Origin of the sequence: Natronorubrum marinum (assembly GCF_052040125.1) — an archaeon.
Lineage (GTDB): Archaea > Halobacteriota > Halobacteria > Halobacteriales > Natrialbaceae > Natronorubrum.
In genome coordinates this window covers 1489621-1507247 of record NZ_JBPPFV010000001.1, presented here as the reverse complement: position 1 = coordinate 1507247, position 17627 = coordinate 1489621, and the positions used below count along the sequence as shown (strand labels likewise).

The following is a 17627-nucleotide window of genomic DNA, read 5'->3' as shown; positions in this document are numbered from 1 at the left end:
CGATGGACACCACTTCCGTCGAACGGTGGTTCTGAGCGGCGTCTCAGCCGATGAGCCCGAGTCGGAGCGCGGCCCCCATCGCCCCGAAGAGAAGGACGAACACGAGACTCACGACGTAGTAGGCGTGCCAGGCTCGAGACGGGCGGAACGGCTCGGGGAGGTGTTTCTCGACGACGTACCAGTTCGCCGGGTAGAAGAAGATCTCCGTGACCGCGAGGATCGCCGCGACGTAGAGCAACAGGGTCACCGGCACGTTGCCGAGTGCGAGGACCATCGCGCTACTGATCGCGACGACGCCGACGACGACGAGCTTTCGGACTCGCTCGCTGTCGATGCGCTCGTCCTCGAGCGCCATCGGGAGGATATCCCCGGTCGCGCGGGCGGCACCGTCGAGGAGCGTGATGACCGTCGAGTACAGCGCCGCAAACGCACCGATCAGCATGGCGTAGTACGACCACTCTCCGAACGAGTCGCTCAGAATCGATCCGATGGCGAAGGCGAGGTTGGCGTCCGTCGGCGGGTTCGGGTAGAGCACGTTCGTCGCCAGAACGACCATCGCCGTGATCAGGACGAAGCTAAAGACGTAGCCGACGTTGAAGTCCCGTCGGCCGGTTTGGATCCACGCGCGAATGTAGTCGTGATTGGCGGGATCGTCCGGGTCGAGCCCCTTCTCGCGGAGTTCGCCGGCACCTTCACCCTTGGCCATACTCCAGCTCCCGATCAGGATGCTCGTGCTGAAGCCGGTCGGTGCGAAGCCCGCTGCGGCGGCGAACAGCGCGACGAACGCCGGGCCCGTGAGGTCCGGCACCGCGAACGCCGTGTCGGCGATCAGTTCCGGGGACGGCGGACCGACGACCACGCCGAGCAGGACGAGGACGCCTACCGCGATCGTAAAGCCGATCAGGGCCTTCTCGAGGACGGAGTATCGCGAGGTAATCACCAGAGCCCCGGCGGCGCCGACGAAGAGCACGTACGCCCAGGCGGCGGTGAGCCAGCCGGGCGTGAGTGCGGCGACGAACGCGGCGGTACTCATCCCGACGCTGGCCGTGATGAACGTGTACATCACGGTGAACACGAGGATCGTTAGCCAGAGAGCCCAGTTCTTCGGCCCGGGGAGATCGCCGTAGGCTTCGATGGGATTCGCTCCGACCCCGTAGTTGTAGCGAATACCGAGTTCCCAGGCGCCGTACTTAGCGACGTAGATGAGGCCGAACATCCAGATCGCGACGAGCCCGAACGTTCCGCCGAGCGTCGGTGCGAGGACGATGTGACTCCCGCCGATGCTGATCAGCGCCCAGAGCATCGACGGTCCGAAGTGGTTCTCGAAGAATCCGCGCCAGTCGGACGACGGATAGGTGAGTTCGGAATTTTGCGGGCCGCTCTCGTCGGCCGCCTCGTTAGACACGTCGGTCACCCGTTCGTGAATCCGGGAGCGTCCGTCTCGGGCGACTGTTCACGCGGTCGCCTCCGAAAGATATCGGAATGGGACCAGTATGCATGGTGGATGCGTGAGAATTGCCAACCGTCAACTTATGTCCACGGATTCGTCCTTCAATGTGTAAGAGTGGTTAGTTCTGTACGTCGAGCACCACCGGGACGCCCCGGTTCGCGACGTCGACGACGAACGCGTCCGCGTCGGTTTCGATCGTCTCGAAGGTGTCGTAGTGGACCGGCAGGACGAGGTCCGGCCGGATTCGATTCGCCAGCTCGGCGGCTTCGCGGCGATCCATCGTGAACGTGCCGCCGACGGGCGGACAGAAGAGGTCGACGTCCAGTCCCTCATGGAACGGAAGCACGTCGGTGTCGCCGGGCCAGAACGCCGAGACCCCGTCGACGGTGACACCGAACCCACAGCCCCGTCCTTCGGGGTGGTAGGGCGTTCCCGACTCGTCGACGTGTGGACCCGCCGGATCGTTGTACGCCGGCGTGGTGAACAGATCCAGCGGCCCCAGAACGAACGACTCGTCGGCGCGGACGCGTTCGACCTCGTAGGGCAGCGCCTCGGGCTGGACGACCTCTCGATCCATCCCGCGGGCGTCGATCGATTCGTGAACCACGACGATGGCGTCCTCGTGAGCTACTCGCCGGATCGAGTCGGGATCGTAGTGGTGGTCGTGACTGACAAGGATTAGATCGCCGTCTTGCGGCTCGAGGCCGTCGAGGATGCCGTACTTCTCCGGACCGGGATCCGTGTAGATGACGGCCCCCGTCTGGCCCTCGAGGCGAATCGTCGCGAGACCGAACCAGTCGACGGTCACCGCACCGAATCGAACGGTCATACGACTGCCTTCAGTGGAGCGGGGCGAAAACGGTTCGGTTCGCGTCGGTGCGATGGGTGACTGACTATCGTATCGGAAACAGGGCCATTCAGGGGCGTCGAATCGAGTGCGACAGCGTCCCGACGCCTTCGACCTCGATTTCGACCTCGTCGCCGTCGGAGAGCGGGCCGACGCCTTCCGGCGTGCCGGTGGCGATCACGTCGCCCGGCTCGAGGGTCATGTACGTCGTGATCTCGGCGATGAGCTCGGGAATGGGGAAGATGAGTTGCTCGCGCGAGCCGTCCTGTTTCAGGTCGCCGTTGACGCGGGAGCGGACGCTCGCGTCGGCGGGTACCTCGTCGGGCGTCGCGAGCAGCGGCCCGATCGGCGCGGCACCGTCGAACGCCTTCCCGCGGATCCAGTTCTGTTCTTTCTCCTGATCGTCGCGGTTCGAGATGTCGTTGACGCAAGTGAAGCCTTCGACGACATCCATCGCCTCGGCTTCGGGGACGTGGCGACACTGCTCGCCGATGACGACGCCGAGTTCTGCCTCGTGGTCGATCCGTTCCTTTCCGGCGGGCGCGGTGACGGTGTCGCCGTGACTGGCGACCGCGTTCGGCGGTTTCAAGAAGAGCAGCGGCCGGTCCGGGAGCTCGGATCCCATCTCGTCGGCGTGGTCGGCGTAGTTGCGACCGATGCAGACGATCTTCGAGGGCTCACACGGAGGGAGGACGTCGATCGCGTCGTCCTCGAGGTCGTAGCTCTCGTTCGCGAAGTGAACGTGGCCGCTCTCGAACTCGCCGCGTCGGACGGCACCGGCCGGGTCGCGGAATCGGACGTATTTCATGCGGGATAGGTTGTCACGGGGCTTCAAAAACGTTGAGATGGCGGCCGACTGCGGTGAACACGGGAGTGTGTATTGTGCGTGACGTTCAGGTGCGTCAGCGTGTGCCACCGTCGACTCGGAACGGAACGCTTTTTACTAGGCCTCGGCAATGACTGATTGCAGAGTAAGACACACTCCGTTGTTGAGGCGGACGAAGTCCGTCGAGGCTCGGTGCGTGAACGAAGTGAACGCTCCGTTGGTGTAGTCCGGCCAATCATTTCGGCCTTTCGAGCCGATGACCAGGGTTCAAATCCCTGACGGAGCATTTTTGCGATCGTAGTGAGCAAAAAGCGGACGCTCAGGGATTTGAATCAGACCAGTCGCGCGCAGCGAAGCGAGCACGTCTGGGCGTGGTTCAAATCCCTGACGGAGCACGGTTTGCAGAGACTGTCACAATACGAGTGGACGACATGTTACACGAGAGTCGCCACGCATGACATTATCTGACCGTGAAAACGCTCATCGGTCATAATGTCCTCGTACTCGTATCTAGCACTAGAATGGGAGACGAATTCGAGGAGGCAACACAGGACGAGGTCGAGGAGGCGATCGAGGAAACCGAAGATGACGCTGACGACGAGGACGACGATGATCTCCTGGTCGGCTCGTAGGATTTCGGGAGCGTTGTCGGGCTTCGTACTCTCGGAGAGGTGACGCCGGATCCCTCGAGCTCGATCCTATCGAGACCACGAACTGTAGAACCAACAAGACGAAAGCGGAATTCTCTCGAGCGAAAATCGAACCTGTCGCCGATTACGGGCTCAGATGCTCGAGACGTCGACACCGAGACGGTCGCGCTGATCGGCACCGAATATCGTCAGGTCCGCCTCGAGCAGTCCCACCGAAACCGACTCGCCCGTCGCTGGCGGCGTCTCGGTCTGCTCGAGGACGACCTCCGTCTCGGTCTCGAGTCGGACGGTCACGTCGTAGCGGCGGCCCGTATCGACGACACGAGTCACCGTTCCCGGCACCGACACTGCCGGGCCGTCCGAACCGGGTGCGCCGCCAGTGCCCAGCGCGAGATCGTCCGGCCGAACGTGACACGAGATGGCGGAACCGGTCGAAACGTCGACTCTCGAGTCGGACAGCACGACCTCCTGCCCGCCGAGCGCGAGCGTCAGCGGCTCCTGTCGGACGACGGTCGCCGAGAGTTCGTTCGACCGACCGAGGAAGGAGGCCACGAACGGCGTCGGTGGGGACCCGTAGAGCGTCCGCGGTTCCCCGACGCCGGCGACGCTGCCGTCGTCCATCACGACGAGTCGGTCGGCGAGGGTCATCGCCTCCGCCTGGTCGTGCGTGACGAACAAGGTCGTGACGCCGGTTTCCCGTTGAATGCGGGCGATTTCATCGCGGAGGCGTTCGCGCAGGGATCGGTCGAGCGCCGAGAGCGGTTCGTCGAGCAAGAGCACGTCGGGCTGTGGGGCGACCGCTCGAGCCAGTTCGACCCGTCGTCGCTGCCCGCCGCTCAGTTCCGACGGGTAGGCGTCGCGCTGATCCAGGAGGTCGACGAGTTCGAGGTACTCCGAGACGACGTCTGCCCGTCGATCCGATTCGACGCCGCGCGCTTTCAGCCCGTAGGCGACGTTCTCGTCCACGGTCATGTGGGGGTAGAGCGTCGACTGCTGAAAGACGACGCTCACCCCCCGGGATTCGGGCGGTGCGTCGGTGACGTCCGCGCCGCGGAGCGTCACCCGGCCCGCGGTCGGACGGACGTGACCGGCGACCGCCTGGACGAGCGTCGTCTTGCCACAGCCGCTCGGGCCGAGCAGCGCGACGAGTTCGCCCTCGGCGACGCCGAACGAGACGTCGTCGACGGCCAGTTCGGTCCCGTATCGGTGGCTAACTGACTCGAGTTCGAGCATCATCGACCGATCACCGTCGGAACCCGACCGAACCGCTGGACCGCCGCGAGAACGACGAGCGTGATCGCGAACAGGGCGAGCGCGAGCGGGACGATCGCATCGATCCCGCCGGTGATGAAGTCGACCCAGATGCGCGTCGGCATCGTCCGCGGATTGTAGGCGACCATCATCGTCGCGCCGAACTCGCCGATCGCTCGAGCGAACGTCAGGCTTATCCCGGCGAGGATCGCGCCGCGAGCCAGCGGAAGCGAGACGTTCCAGAACGTCTCGAGCGGGCCGTAGCCGAGCGACCGGGAGGCCTGCTCGAGGCGTTCGTCGACGGCGCCGAAGCCCGCTCGAGCGGTGATAATCACGAACGGCGCGGCGACGAACGTCTGGGCGAGGACGACCCCCACCAGACTGTCGGTGAGGGGGATTCCCGCGGCGGCCGCGGCGGAGCCGATCGGCGTAAACCGCCCGACCGCAGTAATAATCATCGCGCCACCGACGACGGGTGGGACGATGAGCGGCAGGATCACCAGCGCTTCGACGAGGCGCTTTCCGGGGAACGACGCTCGGGCGAGGACGTACGCGAGCGGTACGCCGAGGATCGTCGCGATCGCGGTCGAAACCGGCGCGGTGAGCAGCGAGTTGCGAATCGCAACCCGTGCCTCGGGCGACGACAGCCCGGCGACGACGGTCGCCGTCCCCGTCCGAGAGAGAAAGGTGACGAACGGGAGCGCGAAGTAGACGAGGATGAGTCCGCCGAGCGTCGCGGGAACGAGCAGTTCTGGCGCTTGTATCCGCCGGAGACGAGCCGATTCGGAGCGACTCATACGTCGACCGCCTCCGGAACCGCACCGTTCGGGATGGGGACGCTCGCTCCGACAGTCAATCCCGCCTCTTCGAGGAGGTCCGGCCGATCGACGAGGAACTGTATCAGTCGGTGGCCGGCGTCCGGTTCGTCCGCGTCGTCAGTGACCGTCGCGTTGTAGAGGATTGGACGACCCTCGGCCGTGTATCCCTCCTCGTCCGTCGTGAACTCGACCGTCGCGTAGTGGTCGGCCAATGTGGGGTCCGCGAAATTGTAGGCGTCGGGGAACTCGAGAAAGGGGACTCCGTGATCGACAGCCATATTCCGGTAGACGATCGCACCGGCGCGCGAGCCGCTCTCGACGCCGATCATGAGCTGTGGCTCGTCCGGTTCCTCGTAGACGACGGCCATCATGTCCTCGCGAAACCCGTCGAGACCGTACTCCGTCGCGGCAAGATCGAACGCCTGAACGGCGCGATAGCCCAGCGGATCGAGGTTCGGATCGCCGATCGCGAGGTCGCCCTCGTCGGTCTCTCGAGCCGGGTCGTACCACGCCTCGCCGTCCTCGAGTCGCCGTCCGAACGTCGACCCCTCGGCGTACCCGATCCCGATGCTGTTGGTCGCGAAAGCGACGTCCCAATCGGTGAACTCGTCGTACAGCCGATCGCGGAGCAGCGTCGCGTCGGCGCTGACGACGACGTCGGGGTGTTTGGTCCGGTCTTCGACCATTCGCATCACGGCGTTCGCGCCGTAGTACTCGCCGCGAAGCTCGATCCCCGTCTCCTCCCTGAACGCCGGACCGACGTGGTCCTCGAACGTCCGGGCGAGACTCCCCGCTGCCAGCAGACGTACCGAGGTGGCCGTACTTCCGAGACAGCCCGCGATACCGAACCCGGCGACCGTCCCGGTCGTCGCGAGCACCGAACGGCGACTCATCCGGCGTCCGACGCGGTCGCCAGGGGTGTTCATACAGTGTTGTTCGGACTCGGTCGTACATATAACCACCTTCAGTTCCTAGTCCCTTGGAACATAACCAATACTAGTTTCGAGTACGAACGTATTCGGTAGTAGAACGATGGTCGACGCTCCGTTCGTAACTGACATCCGTTATTCCGACGCCGTTAGCTTGGAACGCGGGTCGTCGAAACCGTCCGAAGACTCGTCGAGGATGCACCGGATGAATCGACGGTCGCTGTGAGTCACTGACGGTGACCGACCGAAGCCGGTATGCCATCGTGCCCGCCTGCTGCCAGCGTTCACTCCGTCGAGATCGATTGGAACGCATTTCCACCGCATCGACAGCCGTCTTTCCGCCCGATCGGTTGTACCGTCTCGTCGGCGAGGATCCACGCGGAGTAGACGGCTCCGCACTCACAGCACCGGGCAGCCACTTTCGGCCGCTCGCTAGACTGTGACATGGACGAGGGTGGTCGCGGATCGAACGTCTTCGAACTCGTCGGGTCGGTTTGGCGATCCGACTGTCTGTCCCCCTCCGTACGCAACGCAGTTCCCGCCCGCCGTATCCGCGGCGGAGCCGTCATACAGCGATCGACGGACCTGTGTCGCCGTCTCAACGGTACTCGTCCCGAGCGGGGCGTCGTCCGCTCGGAGACACTGTGCCGCGTCTCGACGTCGGTGATATCCTCGACGCTCGAGGGTGGCAGTAGCGGTTTCGTGTACCTGTGCGATCGATTGCACGTGCGAACGATGCGTCTCTCTTTGCAAGAGGTGTATGGTTGTATTGACAACGGAGACGTCCGACAGTGTACCGAGCGGACAATCGGTCGATCAGTGCCGGTTTCGGGGCACTGACAGTCGACTGCTCAGGCCAATACCTCGAGTATGGCGCTCTCGAGAACGAGCACTCACCGCCGACGCGAGCGAAACGACCACATTCGCGAGCGCGCTCGCCACTGTACTGACCGGTTCGTGCAGTTCGTCTCGAGATCGCCGACGGGACGAGCCACCGGTACGCCGGGTAGACGCCCTCGACGGCTGTCAACCGCGTTCCCGTCGCTGATCGTTCGTTCGATCCGCCGGGTCGACAGCGTCGGCGTTTCAGGCCGCTTGCCGTTCGAACTCGGTTGCTTCGTACCGTCGGTTACAGTTCAGACACTGGTAATCGCCTTCGATGTGCCCGTATAGGCGCTCTCCGCAGTGCCGACAGCAACCGATGGGATATCTCATCTAGCACTGTGAAGGAATCGGACTGAAATAAACGCTCGGCTATTCCACTGGCGACATTATAATATCCGCTGCGAGTCAGTGCACACCTGATCGCCAGACGGGTCGACGATCAGTGTGTGAACCGTTGCAGTTGCCACTGGATATGCGCTCGACGCCCCGTCCGGGGATCGCGGCGATGGAATTACCCGTCGGCTCGGTCACGATCACGTATGGATGATCACACCAGTGACCCGTCGGTGGCCCCACCACCCGACGGGACCGCGCCGACGGGCTGGAACGCCGCTGAGGGCCGCTGGGAACACGCGACGCTCCGTCGAGCGACGATCCACGGCGTCCGACTGTTCAACGGCGGGGCCTACCACGAGAGTCACGACTGCTTCGAACTCGAGTGGTACAACTACGGCCGCGGAACCGAGGAGAGCGCGTTTCTGCACGGGATGGTCCAGGTCGCCGCTGGCGCGTACAAACGCGCCGATTTCGACGAGAGCGCGGAGCGACGGTCCGCGGGCCGCTCGGGCGGTACGAGGCGCGAGCGTTGCGAGGGCTTCGACGAAGCGAACGGTGAGCCCGTAAGCGAGCGACGCCCGCGAGGAAACGTCGAGGGGATGCGGTCGCTCTTTCGAACCGCACTCCAGTACCTACGGGGCATTCCCCGCGACTACTACGGCGTGGACCTGCTCGAGGTCCGGACGACGCTGACGAACGCGATCGAGGACCCGGGCCGAATCGACGAGTGGCGGATCCCTATTGACGGGGAGCGACCGACCGCTCGGGCGGTCGATTTCGAGTACGTCGACGGGCTCGAGGAGTGACAGGTCGACGGTGCTCGAGGCGGTGACGGCTTCGAAGATGCCACACCGTACCGTGACAAGTAGCAACGAGTTCGTAACCCTGAATTCTCGCGTGCGTGAGAGACCGAATCGCCTTTTGCTACCGAGACCAACTAGCGGACAATGAGAGTTGCACAGCTCGGGTCGGGAACGCCGGAGATCGCCGTCGTCGCGGGCGTTCACGGGGACGAACCCTGTGGCGTCCGCGCCGTCAAACGGCTGCTCGACGAACGCCCGACCGTCGAACGGCCCGTCAAACTCGTCGTCGTCAACGAGGCGGCGCTCGAGCGTCAGGTACGGTTCGTCGACGAGGATCTCAACCGCGCATTCCCGGGCGATCCAGACGCAGAGACTCACGAAGGCCGGCTCGCAGACGAACTCATCGAGGAACTCGGGGGCTGTTTAGCGTTCTCGATGCACTCGACGCAGAGCCACGCCGAGCCGTTCGCGATCGTCAACCAACTCAGCGAGACGGCGACCGACCTGGTCCCACAGCTTCCGGTGGCCGCGATGGTCGAGACGAGCAACTTCGCGGAGGGACGGCTCTTCTCCGAGATCGACACGATCGAAGTCGAGTGCGGACTACAAGGCTCCGAGACGGCCGCCCAGAACGCCGACCGCCTGACGCGAGCGTTCCTGACGGCCGTCGGCGCGTTACCCGGCGACACGGTCGCCCGCGATCTGCCGGTCTACCGTCTCACCGACGTCATTCGGAAGGAGCGAGCCGACACCTACGAGGTGTTCGTCGACAACTTCGCCGAAGTCGAGCCCGGTGACCCCTTCGCGGCCGCCGACGGCGATACGCAGGTCGCACAGGAGCCGTTCTACCCGGTGCTCATGTCACCGAACGGCTATCGAAACGTCTTCGGCTACGCCGCAGAGAAAATCGACGTGCTGACGCCGTCGCCGGCCGCGGACTGAGCGTTCGACTTTTCGCGTATCCGTCGGTATTGACGACCGATATCGGAGCTACCAGGAGTACCGTCCCGGCATATCGTTCGGCGGCCACGGCTCGAGTTCCTCGGCGGCCTCGAGCAGGACGTCGACGTGCTCGGTATCGGCCAGCGAAACCTCGTCGTCGGCCCAGTCGACCGTGATGATGTTCCGTTCCATCAATTGGGGGAAATGGAGGTGGACCAGTCGGACCTGTGCGCGGTCGGTCTGTGCGTCGCTCACTGCCTCGGTCGAAACGCGGTGTCGCCGCGCGGCGACCGCCTTCGAGAGCGCGTCGACGGATATCGATCCGTCGCGGTCGACTAGCTCGTGGAGAACGAACTGTCGGTCCGCACTTGCGAGCACTCGAAACGCGTCCCGTTGATCCATCTCCACTACCGTACCCCACAGGGCACACGGACATAGGTGGGACACCTAAAGTCCTTGGACCACAGCACTGCGTGCGTTTGCAACGTCTCGAGGGAACTGACCATTCCGGTACGAGCGTGCGCGGTTCTCGCGATTCGGCGCTCCGTACGCGCCGACTAGTTGCTGCGACAATCGGTGCGATATCGAGACAGTCACCGCGTTCAGGCAGTGCTTTCATCCGTCGTCGGATCCAACGACCGGCGTATGAGCGATTCGTCCTCGCATCCGACGCGGCCGGCAGAGCTGTTGTTGATCGAGGACAACCCGGGGGATGCACGGCTCGTTGAGGAAGCGCTTCGGGACTGTCCGAACCCCAATCGGCTGCACGTCGTTTCCGACGGCGACGAGGCGATGGACTTTCTCTATCGGCGCGGCGATCACGCGGCCGCGCCGAGACCGGACCTGGTATTACTCGACTGGAACATTCCGCGGACGAGCGGCGAGACCGTGTTGACGGCGGTGAAAGGCGATCCGGATCTCAAGCACATTCCCGTCACCGTCCTGACCGGCTCGAAAGACGAGGGAGACGTCGTCCGCTCCTACGAAAACCACGCGAACGCCTGTCTCCACAAGGCGGTCGAGCCGGGTGAGTTCATGGACACCATCGGGGTGTACACCGACTTCTGGCTCTCGGTTGCCAAACTACCGGCTGGCGGGGAGGGCAGCTAAGCCGGAACGCGGGCCGGTTCGAGCGACCGAGGACGCCGGCCGCCTCGAGCGACGTTAGCCCCCGATCGCGTCGATCCGTTCGCGAGACGCTCCGAGATGGACACAATTTTCCCCGCGTCGGTAGCTTTGATACCCCCACACTCCCTTCCGGAGAACGATGACTGCAACGCTTATCGTCGCCATGGTCGCGGAGCTGTTCCCCAACGGGATCAGCCACTACGTGATCGGCGGCCTGCTCGTCGGTCTCGGGGTCGCCGTGATCTACCTCGGCACCGGCATTCCCGCCGGTGCGAGTACGTTCCTCGAGTCGACGCTCTCCTACGGCTCGAGTCTCGCCCGGTTCGAACGGTATCGCGCGTCGCGCGACTGGCGCGTCGTCTTCACGCTGGGTATCGTCGCCGGCGCGGCGGTCTACGCGCTGACCTTCCAGTCCGGGCTCCTCTCGAGCGGCCTCCAGCCGGGTGCGGCCACCGGCGAACTTCGGGAGGTCGGCGGAGTGACGATCTGGCTGACGGAGGTCCAGCCCTGGCGGCTGTTCCTCGGCGGCATCCTCATCGGTATCGGGACCCGACTCGGTAAGGGCTGTACCTCCGGTCACGGCGTCTGTGGCGTCGGATCGGCCTCGAGCGCGTCGTTCGTCGGCGTCGCGACGTTCCTGCTGGTGGCGATCGGCGTCGCCCAGTTGGTGGCGGCGACGGGGGTGAGCCCGTAGATGGCAGCCGAACACGAGCAACACCCGCTGTTCCTGCCGCTGGTGTTCGTCGGCGGACTGATCTTCGGCTTCGGACTCGGGTTCAGCCACATGGCCCAGCCCGAGGTCGTCCTGAACTTCCTGCAATTCGAGGACTTCGGGCTGCTGTTCGTCATGTTCGGTGCGGCCGTCGTGACCGGAATTACCTTCTTCGGCGTGACGCAGTTCCGAAGCAAGGCACCCCTGACGGGAGCAATCTACAGTCGTCGACTCAAGACGCTCGACGCGAACGTCGTCCTCGGCGGCGGCATCTTCGGCGTCGGCTGGGGACTCTCGGGAATCTGTCCCGGTGCGGCCTACGCCAGCCTCGGCGTCGGAAACATTTTCATCCTCTACGGGATCGCCGGCATGTTCGTCGGCGCGTACGTCCAGGGCTACTGGCGCTCGGCGCGCGCGGAAAGCGAATCGCCCGCAACGGCCGCGGACTGACCGCTTTTCGCAATCCTCGGGATCGGTTTGAATCGACTCGAATTCACCGCAGCGTTCACCCGTCTCGGCTCCTTCGTGTCGAGTATGGCACCCTCGACACGGCGACGCGTGCTCGCGGTAACTGGTTTCTCGCTCGCCCCGCTGTCCGGCTGTCTCACGGACTTCGGCTCCGACGATCTGGGACTCGCCACGCCCGAGGCGACCCCGGACGACGACTGGTCCGAACCGGACTGGCGTCCGGCGGACGCCACGCCCGCCGAGGACGACGTCGATGCGACGACTGTCGTCGCTGGCCTCGAGATTCCGTGGGATCTCGCGTTCGCCGACGACGGCGCCTTCGTCACCGAGCGCGACGGCGGCGTGCGACGGTTCGACGCGGACGAACTCGCCGAAACCGACGGCACGCCGCTCGGTCCCGACGACGGCGAAACGATCCTCGAGGCCGAGGACCTTCCGGATCGAGCGGCCCCCGGCGAGGGTGGCACGCTCGGAATCGCCGTCCATCCCGACTATCCGGATACCTCCGAGCTGTTCGTCTACTACACGATCGACGACGGCGGAACCGGAAACCGAGTCGTTCGCTACGATCTGGAGACCGAGGACCTCGAGCCGATTCTCGACGACATGCCGGGCGCGGCGACCCACAACGGCGGCCGAATCGCGTTCGGTCCCGGCGGCGCGCTCTGGGTACTGACCGGCGACGCCGAGAAGCCGGCGCTCACGCAGGATCCCGGCTCCCGCGCCGGCGCAGTGCTCCGAGTGACGCCCGACGGCGATCCCGTTTCGGAGCCCGTCGACTGGGGCGACGAGGGCGACCCGCGGACGTACACGCTCGGCCACCGAAACCCCCAGGGGATCGACTTCACCCCGCAGGGGACGCCAATGATCGCCGAACACGGCCCCGCCGCTCGAGACGAACTGTCGATCCTCCGGCCCGGCGGTAACTACGGCTGGGATGTCGTCCGCGGCGGACCGGACGACCCGGAGTACGACAGCTACGACGAACACGACGAGGCGACGCCGCCGGTGGTCAACACCGGTCCCGAGACGACGTGGGCACCGTCCGGACTCGCGTTCTACGACGACGATGCGATCGAGGCGTGGACGAATCACGTCCTCGTCGCCGGACTCGGATCGAACGCGCTGTACGCCGTGGCGTTGCGGCCGGCGGGCGACGGTGTGGACGAGTCCAACGGTGAATCCGACGCCGACGACGGAACCCGCTACGCCGACGACTGGCTCGACGACCGATTCGAGGCGACGGCGCACACCCTCTTCGAGGGCGAGTTCGGTCGGCTTCGACACGTCGAACCCGGCCCGGACGGGGCGCTCTACCTGCTTACGTCCAATCGGGACGGTCGGGCGAGCGGCGAGTTCCCGCTCGAGGACGACGACCGGATCGTCCGCCTCGATCCGGCCTGAATGGGGGTCGTTTCGTCCGCGCCGCCGGTCGTCCGGCGGCGATGACGCAAGGTCTATCCCCCTTCGCCGACATGTGTCGAGTATGGACTTCCCACCGAATCAGGGTCTCGATCAGGACGAAGTCGACGAACAGGTCGACGAACTCATCGCCGACAACGAGGTCGTCCTCTTCATGAAGGGGACCGAACTGATGCCCCAGTGTGGCTACTCCCGCAAGGCGCTCGGACTCATCTCCCAGCACCGCGACGAGGTCGAAGTCGTCGACGTCCTCGACTCGCTCGACGAGTATCGAACCGCCCTCAACCGCCACAGCGGCTGGGAGACGATCCCCCAGACGTTCGTCGATGGCGAGTTCGTCGGCGGCTCGGACGTGCTCGAGGAACTCGAGGAGCGCGGCGAACTGGCCGAGACGCTCGAGACGGCGTAATCCGAACGCCGAACTGTCGATTAAATTTATCCGGCTGAATCGACCACGTATTCAATAGCAGGTCATATAAGTCACGCACTCGTACTAGCCACCAGCGACTATCGCCGCAGACCATCCCACTATGTCAACAGAGGAATCCAGACACGTATATCGGCTGCACTCGACCCTCGAACTGCCCCTCGAAGAGCTTCGCGAGCACATCGACGAGGCCACGTACCCGGATGGCGTCGCCGACGTGGAGATAACGCGGCGAAACAACACGCTCATTCTCAAGGCCGTCGCCGAGGACGAGTCGGTGAGCAAGTACACGCCGACGGCCCAGTTGAAAGCCAGCGTCACCGAAAACCGGGTCTACGAGGAGGATCCGGACGAGCGACGGCAGAAGTCCTTTAGCTGGGACGAGGAGGAAGAAGAGGAGATCGAATCCGAACTCGTCGAGTTCGCGGCGTTCAAGGGCGACCGCGAGACGGTCCTCCAGAACTCGCTGCTGCAGTACCAGATGTTCCTCGTCCTCTGTGGAATCGCCGAGGCCGCAGAGAAGGGAACGCTGACCGCGATTTCGGAGCGCGACGGCGACCTCGAGGCGACCCGAATTGTCGAGGGCGAACCCCGTCCGGCCGACATCGAAGTCGTCGAAGGCCCCGGCGAGAACGCCTCCGGACAGAGCGGCGTCAACTGGCGGGACAACAAGTTCATCAGCGACTGAGCGTATAGAAGCGTTCTACACTCGCTCAGCTTTACGACGCCGATAATTCCCAAAGTGAGCTATAGACTCATCTCACGGGAAAACCGATCAAGTACTAATTGGGCTATTTACACCTCGTTCTCTTCGAGATAGCTCTCGGACGATAGATATTGTTCCTCTCCCACTGAGGAAGACGTCCGCATTTTCTACCATCGCCCGTAACACGATTCCCGCTTAGCGTCGCTTCGCTCAGTCACGGAGGAGCGAAGCCTCTTCTGAATGACCCCGGGAACTCAGCCTGTTCGCTGGGAGATCGTCCATGTCCGTGAACAGGCGTAATACGAGACTATTGTAAAAGAAAATATATTATCACAACTCAGGTCGGTAATTCGTCGCTCTTGATACGTTTGTCGCCAGATTTCCCCACCAGAGCTATTTCAACTGCAGTACAATCTTTGGTCATATGTCACACCCCTTCCAGCAACAGTTGACGGATCGTGCTGATTTCCACGAGTTCGTCGATCGGCTCGAGAGCATCGCCGTCTGGTCGGGAGACGTATCCGGATTCGATTACATGAGTCCCGCGTTCGAAGAGATCTACGGCCGTCCCGTCGAAGACGTAATGGAGGATATGTCCGTCGTTATCGAGTCCACTCACCCTGACGATCGTGACCTGGTCGCAGAGATGATGGCAGGTGCTGATGAGCAAATCCGAAACGGGGAGTCCGTCCAGACAGAACATCGTGTCACCTATCCCGATGGCGAGCTTCGATGGGTCGAAGTTCGTGTTTTCCCGCTCGAGAGTGCCCCGGGTGAGGCCCCCGAAGTGGTCGGCGTCACGATCGATATCACGGATCGAAAACGCGCCGAACTCGAACTCGAGCGACAGAACGAACGCCTCGAACGGTTCGCCAATATCCTCTCTCACGATCTTCGTTCCCCCTTGACCACCGCGAAGGGGTATCTCGACCTCGTCACGGACCAATTCAGTCATAAGTACCTCGACGTAGTCGGCCAGGCGCTCACTCGAATCGAAGAGATCATCACGGACGTGTTGACCCTCTCTCGGATCGGAAAAGCGGCTGAAACGACCGAATCCGTCGATCTCGCGGAAACAGCCAGACGGGCCTGGCAGATAACGGACGACGATCGAGGTCAGCTCGCGGAGATGGACGATCTCGGAACGATCGAGGCCGATGGGAGTCTCGTCGGTCAGCTCTTCGAGAATGCGTTTCGGAACGCTGTCGAACACGGTTCGACAAGGCCTGCCTCGTCCACTCGGCAGGACGCCGTGGAGCACGGCTCCACGAGCCATGCAGAACCTGGCGGTTCTGCAGACGCTGTCGAACACGGTTCGACAAGCCCTCGGTCGCAAACTCCGGAGGACGCAGTGGAACACGGAACCCAGGACGTCACGGTCCGGGTCGGGCTGCTGGACGAGAAAAACGGGTTTTACATCGCCGACGATGGGAAGGGTATCCCCGAAGCCGAACACGAGCAGGTGTTCGAGGCCGGCTACTCCACGTCCGATAAGGGAACTGGCTACGGTCTCCTGATTATCAAGGAAATCGTCGACGCCCACGGCTGGGACGTCAGCATTACGGATTCAGAAGCCGGCGGTGTCCGTCTCGAGATCACGAACGTCAACGTGAACGAGTGCGGTAGCCACTGATACGGCCCCCTGTAACGATGTACCAAAACCGCGGGGCGGTCGCGGTTGCACTGACAATGACTTACTGTCGCTTCAACGCTGATCGAGACCCGGACACTCGGTGCCGATTCGCAACACAGGTATTCGCTCGTCGGTGCAAGCCCAGCACACTTGCCCGTACTCGATGTGTGGTTACTCGAGCCGCTCGATAATCGACCCACCCGATACTCATAACGACGTCACATCCTCTCTACTTAATGACCGACTCAGATCGACAACGTCTAGCGGATGGCTTCTTCGAAGAACTCGACACCGTCGTCTTCGGGGCCGGGTTTGCGATCGCAGTGGCAGCGGTGATCGCGTTCGGCACCCAGCGGTCGTTGTTCCTGCGCGACGAGGACGAACTCGAGGTCCCGAACGCGATCGAGGTTGCCTCGAACGACTCCGACTCCGACTCCGACTCCGTTCCGGATACCGACGACGACTGACCGCCGGGGGCGTAAACGGCAAACGATATCGTTCGCTCCCTCTCGGCCGGTGACGAACGATCCGTAATCGCCGACTATCTCGAGGACGAACCGATTCCAGTGTGGTAATCGATAACTACCGCTGTCCGCTCCGTCGACGCGGTCCGGCGTCTCGACGCAGCCGGACACGGACTCACTCCGTTGGAGTTCCGGCGACGACTCGGTCGATGGTCGAGCCCTCGTACCGGTGGATGCACGCGCTGAGTTCGCGGTCGAAACGCGTCTCGCCGTCGATCGCGATCCGAACCGTCTCGCCGTCGATCGTGTTGATGCTGAGGTGGATCTTGGGGTGGCGCTCGAGTCCGGGACCGCTGAGGTGCTCCCGGTGACGGGCCGCGTAGGCTACCAGCCCGCATCCGCCGAGCGTCACGAGCAGGTACAGCGGAACGTACACGGTCGGTGCGACGAGCACGACACCAACGAGCGCGAGGAGTGTGAGCACGCCGGCACCGACGAACACCGGCCCGTACGCTCGGTTGGTCTGCGTGCGGACGTGTTCGACGGCGCTCCCGAGGGTGACCGTCGCGGCCGCGAGACCGACCGTAAGGGCGCCGACGAAGCCGTCGAGGGGGACGCTGGCGGCGACGACGACGGCGAGTGCGGCCAGCGCTAGGAGACCGCCTACAAGAGGGAGCAGCCGGTCGTTCTCGTCCCCGGGCCGATACGTCGTTCTGGTTCGCCGTTGGCTTTCGATCGAACAGATGTAGTCGTAGCTGACGTCGACGAACCCACCCGTTTTCGAAACACACAACATCCGTCGGTCGGTCGCACCGACCGCTGCGGCGCCGCGAACGGGATCCTCGAGCAGCGTTCCGGACGTGAGATCCTGCACCGATTCGCCCTCGATCAGGTGCCTCGTGAACCGCTCTTCCGCGGGTCTCATTCGAC

The 17627-nt window shown here is 63.8% G+C and carries 18 protein-coding genes and 1 tRNA gene; 11 read left to right on the top strand and 8 right to left on the bottom strand.

Features of this window, described 5'->3' with window-relative positions; translation table 11 throughout:
* Positions 1-43 precede the first annotated feature (43 nt).
* The 3 genes from ACSFC5_RS07440 to ACSFC5_RS07430 form a co-directional block, all read right to left on the bottom strand.
* Entirely contained in the window at positions 44-1414 is a 1371-nt protein-coding gene (locus ACSFC5_RS07440) for an Nramp family divalent metal transporter (protein ID WP_440764585.1), read from the bottom strand.
* A gap of 154 nt (positions 1415-1568) precedes the next feature.
* Positions 1569-2279: an MBL fold metallo-hydrolase gene (locus ACSFC5_RS07435; protein WP_440764584.1), complete on the bottom strand. Its 711-nt coding sequence runs from the start codon at positions 2277-2279 to the stop codon at positions 1569-1571.
* Positions 2280-2367: 88 nt separating this feature from the next.
* The gene (locus ACSFC5_RS07430) at positions 2368-3105 is read right to left on the bottom strand and encodes a fumarylacetoacetate hydrolase family protein (protein ID WP_440764583.1); all 738 of its coding nucleotides are present in this window, start codon (positions 3103-3105) and stop codon (positions 2368-2370) included.
* Between the two features lie 229 nt (positions 3106-3334).
* On the opposite strand from ACSFC5_RS07430, the gene ACSFC5_RS07425 reads away from it, so the two are divergent.
* Positions 3335-3409: transfer RNA gene (locus tag ACSFC5_RS07425), tRNA-Glu, on the top strand.
* Positions 3410-3905: 496 nt separating this feature from the next.
* Here ACSFC5_RS07425 and ACSFC5_RS07420 read toward each other — a convergent pair.
* The 3 genes from ACSFC5_RS07420 to ACSFC5_RS07410 are packed head-to-tail and all read right to left on the bottom strand — an operon-like array spanning position 3906 to position 6768.
* Positions 3906-5009 carry an ABC transporter ATP-binding protein gene (locus tag ACSFC5_RS07420; RefSeq protein ID WP_440764582.1) on the bottom strand — a complete coding sequence of 368 codons (1104 nt, stop codon included), beginning with the start codon at positions 5007-5009 and terminating at the stop codon, positions 3906-3908.
* Positions 5006-5821 (bottom strand): ABC transporter permease, encoded by an 816-nt coding sequence (locus ACSFC5_RS07415; RefSeq protein ID WP_440764581.1) that lies wholly within the window; start codon positions 5819-5821, stop codon positions 5006-5008. The genes ACSFC5_RS07420 and ACSFC5_RS07415 overlap by 4 nt, the downstream gene beginning before the upstream one ends.
* The gene (locus ACSFC5_RS07410; RefSeq protein WP_440764580.1) at positions 5818-6768 is read right to left on the bottom strand and encodes an extracellular solute-binding protein; all 951 of its coding nucleotides are present in this window, start codon (positions 6766-6768) and stop codon (positions 5818-5820) included. The genes ACSFC5_RS07415 and ACSFC5_RS07410 overlap by 4 nt, the downstream gene beginning before the upstream one ends.
* A gap of 1427 nt (positions 6769-8195) precedes the next feature.
* Here ACSFC5_RS07410 and ACSFC5_RS07405 point away from each other — a divergent pair.
* Positions 8196-8798, top strand: a complete 603-nt coding sequence (locus tag ACSFC5_RS07405) for a DUF309 domain-containing protein (RefSeq protein ID WP_440764579.1) — start codon at positions 8196-8198, stop codon at positions 8796-8798.
* A gap of 141 nt (positions 8799-8939) precedes the next feature.
* The gene (locus ACSFC5_RS07400; protein WP_440764578.1) at positions 8940-9737 is read left to right on the top strand and encodes a M14 family metallopeptidase; all 798 of its coding nucleotides are present in this window, start codon (positions 8940-8942) and stop codon (positions 9735-9737) included.
* A 48-nt stretch (positions 9738-9785) separates the two neighbouring features.
* Here the strand turns inward: ACSFC5_RS07400 and ACSFC5_RS07395 are convergent, their stop codons facing one another.
* Complete coding sequence (locus ACSFC5_RS07395) at positions 9786-10139, bottom strand: DUF7344 domain-containing protein (RefSeq protein WP_440764577.1); 354 nt, start codon at positions 10137-10139, stop codon at positions 9786-9788.
* Between the two features lie 243 nt (positions 10140-10382).
* On the opposite strand from ACSFC5_RS07395, the gene ACSFC5_RS07390 reads away from it, so the two are divergent.
* The 8 genes from ACSFC5_RS07390 to ACSFC5_RS07355 all read left to right on the top strand — a co-directional run bounded on the left by ACSFC5_RS07390 (position 10383) and on the right by ACSFC5_RS07355 (position 16700).
* Positions 10383-10847, top strand: a complete 465-nt coding sequence (locus ACSFC5_RS07390; protein ID WP_440764576.1) for a response regulator — start codon at positions 10383-10385, stop codon at positions 10845-10847.
* 157 nt (positions 10848-11004) lie between these two features.
* Entirely contained in the window at positions 11005-11559 is a 555-nt protein-coding gene (locus ACSFC5_RS07385; RefSeq protein ID WP_440764575.1) for a YeeE/YedE family protein, read from the top strand.
* The gene (locus ACSFC5_RS07380) at positions 11560-12027 is read left to right on the top strand and encodes a DUF6691 family protein (RefSeq protein ID WP_440764574.1); all 468 of its coding nucleotides are present in this window, start codon (positions 11560-11562) and stop codon (positions 12025-12027) included.
* A gap of 84 nt (positions 12028-12111) precedes the next feature.
* The gene (locus tag ACSFC5_RS07375; protein ID WP_440764573.1) at positions 12112-13449 is read left to right on the top strand and encodes a PQQ-dependent sugar dehydrogenase; all 1338 of its coding nucleotides are present in this window, start codon (positions 12112-12114) and stop codon (positions 13447-13449) included.
* 82 nt (positions 13450-13531) lie between these two features.
* Complete coding sequence (locus tag ACSFC5_RS07370; protein ID WP_440764572.1) at positions 13532-13876, top strand: glutaredoxin family protein; 345 nt, start codon at positions 13532-13534, stop codon at positions 13874-13876.
* A 121-nt stretch (positions 13877-13997) separates the two neighbouring features.
* Positions 13998-14582 (top strand): DUF7110 family protein, encoded by a 585-nt coding sequence (locus ACSFC5_RS07365; RefSeq protein ID WP_090303716.1) that lies wholly within the window; start codon positions 13998-14000, stop codon positions 14580-14582.
* Between the two features lie 442 nt (positions 14583-15024).
* On the top strand, positions 15025-16233 hold the full coding sequence (locus tag ACSFC5_RS07360) for a sensor histidine kinase (RefSeq protein ID WP_440764571.1): 1209 nt from the start codon (positions 15025-15027) through the stop codon (positions 16231-16233).
* A gap of 236 nt (positions 16234-16469) precedes the next feature.
* Positions 16470-16700: a hypothetical protein gene (locus tag ACSFC5_RS07355; RefSeq protein WP_440764570.1), complete on the top strand. Its 231-nt coding sequence runs from the start codon at positions 16470-16472 to the stop codon at positions 16698-16700.
* A gap of 172 nt (positions 16701-16872) precedes the next feature.
* Here ACSFC5_RS07355 and ACSFC5_RS07350 read toward each other — a convergent pair whose 3' ends face one another.
* Complete coding sequence (locus tag ACSFC5_RS07350) at positions 16873-17622, bottom strand: hypothetical protein (RefSeq protein WP_440764569.1); 750 nt, start codon at positions 17620-17622, stop codon at positions 16873-16875.
* Between the last annotated feature and the right edge of the window lie 5 nt (positions 17623-17627).